We start from the raw sequence: 11,721 nt of genomic DNA on the forward strand, positions 1-11,721 counted from the left end.
TCGGTCGGGGAAAGACGGCGTTCAGTCTAGCCGCGGATCTGGCCGGTCCCGCGCACGATCCACTTGGTGCTGGTGAGTTCCGGCAGGCCCATCGGTCCGCGAGCGTGCAGCTTCTGCGTCGAGATGCCCACCTCGGCGCCGAACCCGAACTCGCCACCGTCGGTGAACCGCGTCGAGGCATTGACCATCACGACCGCCGAGTCGACGGTCGCGAGGAAGCGTTCGGCGGTGTCGACGTCGTTCGTCACGATCGACTCGGTGTGGTGCGTGGACCACCGCGCGATGTGCGCCATCGCGGCGTCGACGTCCGGCACGACCCGGATCGACAGGTCCAGGTCCATCGACTCGGTCGCCCAGTCGTCGTCGGTGGCGCGGAGGACGCCCGGCACGATCGCCCGCGTGGCGTCGTCACCGCGGAGCGTCACACCAGAGGCCCGGAGGCGGTCCGCCAGCACCGGCAGGAGGCGTTCGGCCGCCTGCTCGTGCACGAGCAGCGTCTCGAGGGCGTTGCACACGCTCGGGCGCTGGACCTTGCTGTTCAGGACGATGTCGACGGCACGCTGCTCGGGTGCGGACGCGTCGAGGAACACGTGCACCACACCGGCGCCGGTCTCGATGACGGGCACCTGCGACTCGGTGACGACGGTCTGGATCAGTGAGGCGCTCCCCCGCGGGATGAGCACGTCGACGAGTCCTCGCGCCCGCATCAGCTCGGTCGCACCGGCACGACCGAACTCGTCGATGGTCTGGACGAGCTCGTGTGGCAGCCCGACCGACTCGACGGCGTCCTGGATGGTCGCGACCAGCACGGCGTTGGTCCGCTCCGCCGCCGATCCGCCACGGAGCACGACGGCGTTGCCGGACTTCAGCGCGAGCGAGGCGATGTCGACGGTGACGTTCGGCCGGGCCTCGTAGATGGCACCGACGACGCCGAAGGGCACCCGGACCTGCGCCAGCTGGATCCCGTTCGGCAGCAGCGAGCCGCGGACGTGCTCGCCGACGGGGTCCTGCAGACCGACGACGTGCTCGACGGCGGCGGCCAGGGCGTCGATCCGCGCAGGGTCGAGACGCAGACGGTCGACGAGTCCGGAGGACAGCCCGCTCTCCTCACCGGCGACGAGGTCCCCGTGGTTCGCGGCGATGACCTCGTCGGTCGCGGCCCGCACCGCGGCGGCGATGGCCGTCAGCGCGGCGTCCTTGACCGCCGTCGTCGCGGTCGCGAGCACCGACGATGCGGCACGGGCGGCGACGAGCTTGTCCGTCAGGGTCGGGGCGGGGGCGGTCAGCGACATGGACCGATTGTAGGTCCGCCGTGCGCCCGTGTGACGGACCCGCCCACGGACCCCTCCGGCGGGTCAGGACACGTCGCACCACGAACGCCGAGTGGTCGCGCCGCGTCGCTCCGCGCCGACCCCGTCGACTGATCCCGACCGTCCGACGGCGTCCCGTCGGTGAGCCGTGACCGCCTGGAGGCCCGGCACCGGTCCCTGGGACCCGCGCCGGGCCTCCAGGCGGTCGCGTTCACTCCGCCGACCGGTCACGACACGTCGTCCCGCGCCACGCGAGCGGTCGCAGACCGATCCACCGGTCACGACACGTCGTCCCGCGCCACGCGAGCGGTCGCAGACCGTTCGACCGGTCACGACACGTCGTCCCGCGCCACGCGAGCGGTCGCAGACCGTTCGACCGGTCACGACACGTCGTCCCGCGCCACGCGAGCGGTCGCAGACCGTCGCTCCGCGACGTCTGCGCCGACGGTCCCCGACCAGTCGGCGCCGTCCCGACGGCGAGCCGTGACCGCTCCGGGGGCGGTGCGGGCTGCGTCAGCGACGCGGCGCGGCGTGGAACCAGGTACCGACGTGCTCGCCCGCGAGGGCACGGTCCACCAGCGCCGTGGCGGTGACGAGCACGGAGGTGCCCGCTTCGGCGGCGAGCCGTGCGGCGGCGACCTTCGTCCCCGCTCCCCCGGTGCCCACGCCTGCCTTGCCGATCGACCCGAAGGTGACCCCGGCGAGCTCGTCGCCGAACGGGACCTCGTCGATGCGCTCGGCACCGGGCTGCTCGGGCGGGCGGGTGTACAACGCCTCGACGTCGGAGAGCAGCACGAGGGCATCGGCCCCGAGGAGCCGCGCGACGAGCGCCGCCAGCCGGTCGTTGTCGCCGAAGCGGATCTCGTGCGTGGCGACCGTGTCGTTCTCGTTGACGATCGGCAGCACCCGCAGGGCGAGCAGCCGGTCGATCGCTCGCTGCGCGTTCACCCGGTGCGTCGGGTTCTGCAGGTCCCCCGCGGTCAGCAGGATCTGCGCGGCGACGATCCCGTGCCGGTCGAGCTCCTTCTGGTACCGGAACATCAGCACGTTCTGGCCGGTGGCCGCCGCCGCCTGCTGGGTCGCGAGGTCGTCCGGTCGGCCCTCGAGCCCGAGGAACGGGAACCCGGTGGCGATCGCCCCGGAGGACACCAGGACGACCTCGGTGCCGCGACCGTACGCGGCCGACAGGGCGTCGACCAACGGACCGATCTGCCCGGCGGCGTCACCGCTGACCGACGACGACCCGACCTTGACCACGATCCGCCGCGCACGCGGGATGTCCCCGCGCTTGGTGACGGGGCCCAGGTCGGTGCGAGCGGTCGTGTCGGTCATGCCGCGGTCAGTCCTTGTCGTCCGTCGTGCCGGCGCCGTCCGCCGCGCCCGCGTCCATCGTGCCGACCACGTCGTCGTCGTCCGCCCAGAGCCCGGAGACGCGCTCCTGCTCGAGCTCGGCGCGGGCGGCCGCCTTGGCGTCCATCCGCTCGAAGTACTCCTCGCGGCGCTCGTTGCGGGTCGGACGCGAGGTCGCCCCGATGCGGGCGTCGGTGCCACGGGCACTCGTGATGAGCTCCGCGGTCGAGGTGAGCGTCGGCTCCCAGTCGAAGACCATGCCGCCGTCGCCACCGATGACCACGGTCGAGCCGGCCACCGCACCGGCCTTGAACAGGCCGTCCTCGACGCCGAGCTTCGCGAGCCGGTCCGCGAGGAAGCCGATCGCCTCTTCGTTGGTGAAGTCGGTCTGCTGGATCCAACGCTCCGGCTTCGCGCCGCGGACGCGGTAGAAGCGGTGCTCCTCGCCGCCCTCGGCGCGGACCGTGAAGCCCTGGTCGTTGACGGCCTTCGGGCGGATGACGATGCGCTCCTGGACCGGCTCGGCGGCACGGGCCGCACGGGCCTGCTCGACGATGTCGGCCAGCGCGAACGTCAGCTCGCGGAGCCCCTTGTGCGACGCGGTCGAGATCGGGAACACGCGGTAGCCGCGGCTCTCCAGCTCGGCGGTCACGAACTCGGCGAGCTCGGCGGCGTCCGGCACGTCGATCTTGTTGAGCGCGATGAGCTGCGGGCGCTCGAGCAGCGGGACCTGGCCCTCCGGCACGGGGTAGCGCTCGAGTTCGCCGAGGATCACGTCGAGGTCGCTGATCGGGTCGCGACCCGGATCCATCGTGGCGCAGTCGATGACGTGCAGGAGCGCCTCGCAGCGCTCGACGTGCCGCAGGAACTCGAGCCCGAGGCCCTTGCCCTCCGAAGCGCCCTCGATCAGACCGGGGACGTCGGCCACGGTGAAGCGGGTCTCCCCGGACTCGACGACGCCGAGGTTCGGCGTGAGCGTCGTGAACGGGTAGTCGGCGATCTTCGGCTTGGCCGCGGAGATCGCCGCGATGAGCGAGGACTTGCCGGCGCTCGGGAACCCGACGAGGGCGACGTCGGCGATGGTCTTCAGCTCGAGGCTGATGTCACCAGCCCAGCCCTCGGTGCCGAGGAGCGCGAAGCCCGGGGCCTTGCGCTTGGTGGTGGAGAGCGCCGCGTTGCCGAGACCGCCCTGGCCACCAGGGGCCACGACGACGCGCATGCCGGGCTCGGTGAGGTCGGCGATGACCTCGCCGGACTCGTCGTACACCACGGTGCCGATGGGGAGCGGGAGCTCGAGGACCTCGCCGCTGACGCCACTGCGGTGGTCGCCCATGCCGGGCTGCCCGTTCTTCGAGGAACGGTGCGGCGAGCGGTGGTAGCCGAGCAGCGTGGTGACCTGCGGGTCGGCCACGAGCACGATGTCGCCGCCGTCACCGCCGTTGCCGCCGTCGGGCCCGGCGAGGGGCTTGAACTTCTCACGGCGGACCGACACGCAGCCGTTGCCGCCGTGCCCCGCGCTGAGGTGCAGGGTCACGCGGTCGACGAAGGTCGCCATGGGTCCACTCCAGGTGTTTCGATGTGCCGACGGGGGTGTCGGCAGGGCCGACGGGTGTCGGCAGGGCCGACGGGTGTCGGCAGGGCCGACGGGATCGTCGGCGGGAAAAGCGAAGGAGGGGCGGGCACTCGGCCCGCCCCTCCCGCTGCAGTCGTTCGAACGACTACGCGTTGACGATGTTGATGACCTTGCGGCCACCCTTGGTGCCGAACTCGACCGAACCGGACGAGAGGGCGAACAGCGTGTCGTCGCCACCGCGGCCGACGTTGGCGCCCGGGTGGAAGTGGGTCCCACGCTGGCGGACGATGATCTCGCCGGCGTTCACGACCTCGCCACCGAAGCGCTTCACGCCGAGGCGCTGTGCGTTCGAGTCACGACCGTTGCGAGTCGAACTCGCACCCTTCTTGTGTGCCATGAGTTGACTCCCTTACGCGATCTTGGTGATCTTGACGCGGGTCAGCTCAGCGCGGAAACCCTGGCGCTTCTTGTACCCGGTCTTGTTCTTGAACTTCTGGATGATGACCTTCGGACCGCGCAGGTCGTCGAGCACCTCGGCGGTGACCGTCACGTTGGCGAGCTCGGAAGCCGCCGACGTGATCTTGTCACCGTCCACGAGGAGCACGGGGGCGAGGTCGATGTTGCCCTTGTCGTCCGCCTTGACACGGTCGACGGTCAGGATGGTGCCGACCTCGACCTTTTCCTGACGGCCGCCGGCGCGCACTACTGCGTAAACCACGTGGAAATCCTTACGTAACTCTGCTTGAGGGAAGTCTCGGGTGCCCACTTCTGCACGAGCGGCTCCCGGAGGCCGGGCCCGATCGGCGACGCAGGCAGAACGGCCCGCTGACACCAGGGATCGAGAATACTCGATCCCCCTGGGTCCGGTCAAACGGCGACACACGTACGATTGCACGGTGACCGTGTTGATCGACCCACCGACGTGGCCCGCTCACGACACTCTGTGGTCGCACCTCGTCAGTGATGAATCCTACGCGGAACTCCACGCGTTCGCTGCACGTGCCGGTGTGCCGCGTCGTGCGTTCGACCATGACCACTACGACGTGCCCCTCTCGCGGTACGACGAACTCGTGGCCGCGGGGGCGTCTGCGGTGACCGGCCGGGAGCTCGTCCTGCGCCTGATCGCGAGCGGACTGCGGGTCGCGCAGCGGGACAAGCGCGCGCTCTGACGCGGGGTCGGGCGCGGGCGCACCGTGCGAGGGTCCGCACGGCGCACGTCCGCACCGCACGGCAGCTCGCACGGTGCGACGCGAGCTCACGAGCGCGGCCGCACCGTGCGAGGGTCCGCACAGTGTGCGAGGCGAAACGCGCCGCACCCTGCGACGCCGGCTCACGGGCGCGGGCGCACCGTGCGAGGGTCCGCACAGTGTGCGAGGCGAAACGCGTCGCACCGTGCACGCAACCTCGCACACTGCGGGGCGCGGCACACGGTCCGGCGGCCCGGCACGCGGTCCGGCAGCGCCAGCACCCGGAGCTCGGCCTGGAGGCACGGCGCACGTCCGCAGCGCACGGCACCTCGCACGGTGCGACGCGGCCCACCGTGCGCGGGCGCACCGTGCGAGGTTCCGCACAGTGTGCGAGGCGAAACGCGTCGCACCATGCACGGAACCTCGCACACTGCGTTCGCGGCACAGCGCCAGCGCACCGCGCGAGGCCTGGAGGCACGGCGCACGTCCGCACCGCACGGAACCTCGCACGGTGCGACGCCGGCTCACGGGCGCGGGCGCACCGTGCGAGGGTCCGCACAGTGTGCGAGGCGAAACGCGCCGCACCGTGCGCGGAACCTCGCACACTGCGGTCGCAGCACGGCACAGCGCCGGCGCGGCACACGGTCCAGCGGCGCTCAGCGCGGCGCTGGGCCGCCCCACGGGGCCGCGGGCGGCTGCTGGCCGCCGGACTGCCCGTACGGGTGCTGCTGCGGCGGCTGCGGGGCCTCCGCGGGTCGCACGGTCGCCGGCGGGACCGCATCGGCGGGTCGCACGGTGCCGGGTCGGCCGGACGTCGGCGCCGGAGCACCTCCTCGACGCGGACGACCGAGCCAGAGCCACGCGGCCGTCGCGGTCGCCAGGAGCATCACCGTGAACGGGACCCCGTTCCGGAGCGGCGTCGTGACGACGTCGATGACGAGACGCGAGCCTCCGGAGCTGATCGCCCCGAACGACCCGGTGAACACCCCGACGAGGGCGAGTGCGATCGTGCCGGCAGCGCCGGCCAGCACGGCACGGAGCAGCACGGTCGGCAGCGGGCTGCGACGGTTGATGGGCGTCAGGAACGCCAGCGCCAGGAACGCCCCGGCGTAGAACGGGAACGGCGCGAGGAACACCCCGGTGACGAAGCTGCTGACGAGGCTCGCCCCGGCGCCGTAGTGCGAGAACGGGCTGACCACGAGCGAGGTGCCGATCAGCCCGATCAGGCCGGACACGAACTCGACGAGCACGAGCGACACCACGGCGATGAGCGCCCCGGCGGTGTTCGTGACCGAGGCTCCCGGCGCGAACGCCCGGCGCGGGTCGGCCGGCACCCGTGGGGGTCGCGGCGGAGCGTAGGGGACCCCGGCGGCCGGCTGTCCACCGTACGGCGGCACCTGCGCCGGCCCCTGCGAGGACGGCGGGGGCGGTGCGGGCTGGTTCCAGCCCGCACCGTAGTACCCACGATCGTGCTGCGGGTCGCCGGGGTTCGACACCGTCAGCTCCCCAGGATCACGGAGCCGTCGGCGTCGTCGCCATCGGACGTCGCCGGAGCGCTGATGCTCGGCGCCGAGACCCGGCGCGACCGCGAACGGCCCTGCCCCGGCTGCTTCGGCTCCGGCAGTGCCTGGAGCACCGAGTCGAGGAGCGACTCGGCGTCCGGGGCGACCGTGCGCGGCTCGCGCTTGGGTGCCGCCGTGATCGGGATGTCGAGGATCGCGACCGAGTTCTCGGTCGGCGTCACCGTGGCGCTCGAGCTGACCCGACGACGGGCCGGGGCCTTGGCCTTCGGCTCGGCAGCGGCGGGCTCGACGACGGCCTTCGGCTCGGCACGCTTCGGCGCGTCGGCGGCAGGCGCGACGACGGCAGGCGCGACGACGGCGGTGTCGACCGCGGCCGGCTCGACAGCAGGGCGCTCGGCGGCGGCGGACCCGACGGACCCGACGGACTCGACGGACGACGAACCCGACGTCGAGGAGTCAGCCGGAGCCGACGTGGTCTCAGCGGCCTGCTGCTCACCACCACGTCCACCTCGGCCGCGACGACGGCGCTTCGACCCGGTCGGCTGCTCGCCTGCACCGTCCGTGCTCGTCGACGAACCAGCCGAGGCCGGGGCCGGAGCCGACGCGGGCGTCGCCGGCGAACCAGCGGCGTCGTGCTCGTCGTGCGGGATCGTCGACGCGGCGATCCGCGACAACGCGTTCTTCACGTCGTCGGTGATCTGGTGCGCCTGGCTCGACGCCCCGTTCGACGAACTCGAGGAACCGCCGTTGCCGTTCCCGCCGCCGCCGTTGCCGTTGCCGCCACCAGCGTTGCCGCCGTTGCCGGCACCGTTGCCACCGTTGCCGGAGCGGCCGTTCTCGTTGCCGCCACGACCCTTGCGGCGCCCCTTCGAGGGCCCGGGGTCGGCGTTGTTGTCGTTCACCTTGGCGTTGACCTCGTCGAGGGACTCACGGAGCCCCACGCCGATCTTCTTGCGGGTCATCTGCACGAGGCCGAGCGAGGTGACCTCGGCGACCTGGTGCTTCGTGCGGTCACGGCTCAGGCACTCGATGAGGCGACGGAGCACGAGGTCGCGGTTGTCCTCGAGGACCATGTCGATGAAGTCGACGACGATGATGCCGCCGATGTCGCGCAGGCGGAGCTGGCGGACGAGCTCCTCGGCGGCCTCGAGGTTGTTCTTCGTGACCGTCTCTTCGAGGTTGCCGCCGGACCCGACGAACTTGCCGGTGTTGACGTCGACGACCGTCATGGCCTCGGTGCGGTCGATGACGAGCGAGCCACCGGACGGCAGCCAGACCTTGCGGTCGAGCGCCTTGTCGATCTGCTCGTTGAGGCGGTACTCCTCGAACGAGTCCGGGCCCTCGTAGCGCACGACGCGGTCCTTGAGGTCCGGTGCGACGGCCGACAGGTACTCGTCGATCGTGGCGCCGGCGGTCTCGCCGTCGATGATGAGCTTCGTGAAGTCCTCGTTGAAGACGTCACGGACGATCTTGATGAGCAGGTCGGGCTCGGAGTGCAGCATGACCGGGGCGTGGCCACCGGCGACCTTCTTCTGGATGGCCTCCCACTGGCTGGTGAGGCGCTGCACGTCGCGGGTGAGCTGCTCCTCGGTCGCGCCCTCCGCAGCGGTGCGGACGATGACGCCCGCGTGCTCCGGCAGGACCTCCTTGAGGATCTTCTTGAGGCGCGCGCGCTCGGTGTCCGGCAGCTTGCGCGAGATGCCGTTCATCGAGCCGTTCGGCACGTACACCAGGTAGCGGCCCGGCAGCGAGATCTGGCTCGTGAGACGGGCACCCTTGTGGCCGACCGGGTCCTTCGTGACCTGCACGAGCACCTTGTCGCCGGGCTTCAGGGCAGCCTCGATGCGACGGCCGTGGTTGCCGGTCTCGACGGAGTTCCAGTCGACCTCGCCGGCGTAGAGCACGGCGTTGCGGCCGCGGCCGATGTCGACGAAGGCAGCCTCCATCGAGGGCAGGACGTTCTGCACCTTGCCGAGGTAGACGTTGCCGATGAGGGACACGTTCTCGGACTTGGTGATGTAGTGCTCGGCGAGGATGCCGTCCTCGAGCACGCCGATCTCGATGGTCGAGGAGCTCGACCGCACGATCATCTGGCGGTCGACGCTCTCGCGGCGGGCGAGGAACTCGTCCTCGCTCACGACCTGGCGGCGGCGTCCGGCGTCACGGCCGTCGCGGCGGCGCTGCTTCTTGGCCTCGAGCCGGGTCGAGCCCTTGATGCGCTGCGGCTCGGTGATGAGCTCGGGCTCGCGGCGGCGCGGCTCCTGGTGGTCGCGGGGCTCACGCGGTTCGCGCGGCTCGCGGGCCTCGCGGTCGGCGCTCGACCCACGGCGACGCGAACGGCGGCGGGACCCACCCTGCTCGTCGCGGTCCTCGCGCTCGTCCCGGTCGTAGCCGTCCTGGCGGTCGTAGCGGTCGTCCTCGTCGCGGTCGTACCGGGCGGCACGCTGCGGCAGCTCCGGCAGGACCGGCGCGTGGAAGATCAGGCTGAGCGTGCTCGTCGCCTTCGGCACGTACGGCTCCGCGGGTGTACTGGTCGGCTCGGTCGCGTCCGTCGTCGGCTCGGCATCGACCGGCCGGGAGGCGTTGCTCGCGTCGGGCGCGTCGGCGGCGGTGTCCGTCGCCTCGGCCGTCACCACCGGCAGGTCACCGGTCAGCGTGCTCACGTCGTCCGGCTCGGCGCTCTGCGCGGAGACGGCCTCGACCGCGACGGAGACCGCCCCGGTGTCGGTCGGCTCGGCAGCCGCTGCCACGTCGGCCGCCGGGGCCGCCGTCGGCTCCGTCGTGCCGTCCGTGATCGCGACGGTCTCGTCGACGGGAGGTGCCTGCACGGCGCCCCCGCGCGGTTCCTGGCCGGACGACCGGGCGCGGCGCCCGCCGAAGAGGCGGGTCCGACGCTTCGGCGCGTTCTCGTCGTTGGTCGTGTTGTCGTTGTTCTGCTCCACCATGGACTGGTGCACTCCTCGGCCCCACTCGCACCCGTGAGGGCGGCGGGAATTCTTTGGTTGTGGCGGTGGCGTCGACGCCCCGCGCTCGCTGTCTTCGTGACCGGTCTGCGTCAACTTCGCGTTGCGCCCGCGGCCGTTCCGCCCGGACACCCGGCCCGGGACGAAAGCTCTCTTCGGTGTGCGGTTGCCCGCACGACCTCCGGCCAGTATCGCATGCCGGACACGGAAAGGACCGGAACCCGCGTGCGATGATGACGGCGTGAGACCGTCTGCGCCTGCCCCCCGTCGTCCGATCGCGATGGCCGTCTTCCTGCTGGTCACCGGGCTCGTCGGCCTGTACGGGTCCTTCTCGCTCGTGCTCGACGAGTTCAAGAAGTACGCGGACCCCGACACCGTGCTCTCGTGCGACGTGAACCCGTTCATCAGCTGCTCGGACGTGATGGCCAGCTGGCAGGGTCACCTGTTCGGCTTCCCGAACCCGCTGCTCGGCGTGATGGGCTTCGTGGCACCGATCGCCGTCGGGGTCATCATGCTCGCCGGCTTCCGGAACGGCTCCCGCTGGTTCTGGATCACGTTCAACGCCGGCGTCTTCCTCGCCTGGGTGTTCGTGACGTGGCTCTTCACGCAGACCGTCTGGTTCATCGGCGCGCTCTGCCCCTGGTGCATGCTCGTCTGGTCGATGACGATCCCGCTGTTCTGGGTGTTCACGATCTGGAACGCCGCACAGGGTCGCTTCGGCGCCGGGACCCAGCGCGTCGGCAAGGCCCTGCTCCCGTTCTGCTGGGCGTTCCCGCTGGCGAACTACCTCTTCATCATCGTGACGATCATCATCAAGTTCCCGACGATCCTGACGGTCTTCTGATCCGTCGCTGGACGTTGCCCAAGACGCTTCGATGACGCGTCACCGAATTGGTGGGTGCTTCTCAGCCAGGACGACCGATCGGCTTCGCGGCAGCACATACGCTCGGATTCGATGAGCGAGAACGAGAGCAAGAAGGTCCGTCGGGACGCCGCGCGGGAACGCGCCCGCGAAGCCCGTGAGAAGCAGCAGGCGCGTCGTCGCCGCAACCGTACACTGGGCATCAGCGGCATCATCGTCGGCAGCCTCGCGGTGATCGCGGTCGTCGTCGTGGTGATCGCCGGGTCGGTGCAACCGGCGGGCCCCGGGCCGAAGAACATGGCGAGCGACGGGGTCCTGCTGACCGGGCAGGACGGGAAGATCGTGCCCGTGGCGACGAAGGCGACACCCGACGGCGGCACCCCGACGCCGACGAAGCAGGACGACTCGGTGGCGAACATCACCGTGTACTCGGACTACATGTGCCCGTACTGCAACCAGTTCGAGACCAGCCAGATGTCCCAGATCGAGCAGTGGGTGGAGGACGGCTCGGCGACGCTCGAGCTGCATCCGTTCAACCTGCTCGACCGGGTGTCGCTCGGCTCGAAGTACTCGACCCGCTCCGCCGCCGCGGCCGCCTGCGTCGCGAACTACGACCCCGACGCGTTCCTGGCGTACAACACCTCGCTCTACGAGAACCAGCCGTCCGAGAGCACCCGCGGCCTCACGAACGACAAGCTCGCATCCCTGGCGGAGGCAGCCGGTGCGACGAACAGCAAGGTCGCGTCCTGCATCACCGACCAGACGTTCGCCGGGTGGGTCGCCGACGCCACGAACCGCGTGATGAACGACCCGATCCCGAACTCGTCGCTCGACAAGGTCACCGGCACCCCGACGGTGATCGTGAACGGGAAGCAGTACAGCGGCTCACTGACCGACACCGACGCGTTCGCCACCTTCGTCGAGGCGAACGGCGGCACCGCGTAGGCGCCCGG

Annotated in this window: 10 protein-coding genes; 3 read left to right on the forward strand and 7 right to left on the reverse strand. The window is 71.2% G+C overall.

The features are described 5' to 3' along the window. Positions 1-26: 26 nt before the first annotated feature. The 5 genes from EDF19_RS01270 to rplU all read right to left on the reverse strand — a co-directional run bounded on the left by EDF19_RS01270 (position 27) and on the right by rplU (position 4,951). Positions 27-1,292: a glutamate-5-semialdehyde dehydrogenase gene (locus tag EDF19_RS01270; RefSeq protein WP_123679154.1), complete on the reverse strand. Its 1,266-nt coding sequence runs from the start codon at positions 1,290-1,292 to the stop codon at positions 27-29. Between the two features lie 531 nt (positions 1,293-1,823). Further along, entirely contained in the window at positions 1,824-2,642 is an 819-nt protein-coding gene (gene proB / locus EDF19_RS01275; protein ID WP_395859312.1) for a glutamate 5-kinase, read from the reverse strand. A gap of 7 nt (positions 2,643-2,649) precedes the next feature. Further along, positions 2,650-4,215, reverse strand: a complete 1,566-nt coding sequence (obgE, locus tag EDF19_RS01280) for a GTPase ObgE (protein ID WP_123679155.1) — start codon at positions 4,213-4,215, stop codon at positions 2,650-2,652. A 163-nt stretch (positions 4,216-4,378) separates the two neighbouring features. Next, complete coding sequence (rpmA, locus tag EDF19_RS01285; RefSeq protein WP_017885976.1) at positions 4,379-4,630, reverse strand: 50S ribosomal protein L27; 252 nt, start codon at positions 4,628-4,630, stop codon at positions 4,379-4,381. 12 nt (positions 4,631-4,642) lie between these two features. Next, a complete protein-coding gene (gene rplU / locus EDF19_RS01290; protein WP_123313479.1) occupies positions 4,643-4,951 on the reverse strand; it encodes a 50S ribosomal protein L21 in 309 nt (102 codons plus the stop codon). A gap of 178 nt (positions 4,952-5,129) precedes the next feature. On the opposite strand from rplU, the gene EDF19_RS01295 reads away from it, so the two are divergent. Beyond that, a complete protein-coding gene (locus EDF19_RS01295) occupies positions 5,130-5,402 on the forward strand; it encodes a DUF4031 domain-containing protein (RefSeq protein WP_123679156.1) in 273 nt (90 codons plus the stop codon). 674 nt (positions 5,403-6,076) lie between these two features. On the opposite strand, the gene EDF19_RS01300 is transcribed toward EDF19_RS01295, so the two are convergent. After that, positions 6,077-6,916, reverse strand: a complete 840-nt coding sequence (locus EDF19_RS01300; RefSeq protein WP_123679157.1) for a hypothetical protein — start codon at positions 6,914-6,916, stop codon at positions 6,077-6,079. Between the two features lie 2 nt (positions 6,917-6,918). Continuing rightward, the gene (locus tag EDF19_RS01305; protein ID WP_123679158.1) at positions 6,919-9,888 is read right to left on the reverse strand and encodes an Rne/Rng family ribonuclease; all 2,970 of its coding nucleotides are present in this window, start codon (positions 9,886-9,888) and stop codon (positions 6,919-6,921) included. A 259-nt stretch (positions 9,889-10,147) separates the two neighbouring features. On the opposite strand from EDF19_RS01305, the gene EDF19_RS01310 reads away from it, so the two are divergent. Together EDF19_RS01310 and EDF19_RS01315 are read left to right on the forward strand one after the other, a co-directional pair. Then, on the forward strand, positions 10,148-10,750 hold the full coding sequence (locus EDF19_RS01310) for a vitamin K epoxide reductase family protein (protein WP_260216830.1): 603 nt from the start codon (positions 10,148-10,150) through the stop codon (positions 10,748-10,750). A 111-nt stretch (positions 10,751-10,861) separates the two neighbouring features. After that, positions 10,862-11,713, forward strand: coding sequence for a thioredoxin domain-containing protein (locus EDF19_RS01315; RefSeq protein WP_123679160.1), 852 nt, complete (start codon positions 10,862-10,864; stop codon positions 11,711-11,713). The last annotated feature ends 8 nt before the right edge of the window (positions 11,714-11,721 follow it).

This window comes from Curtobacterium sp. PhB115 (assembly GCF_003752025.1).
GTDB lineage: Bacteria > Actinomycetota > Actinomycetes > Actinomycetales > Microbacteriaceae > Curtobacterium.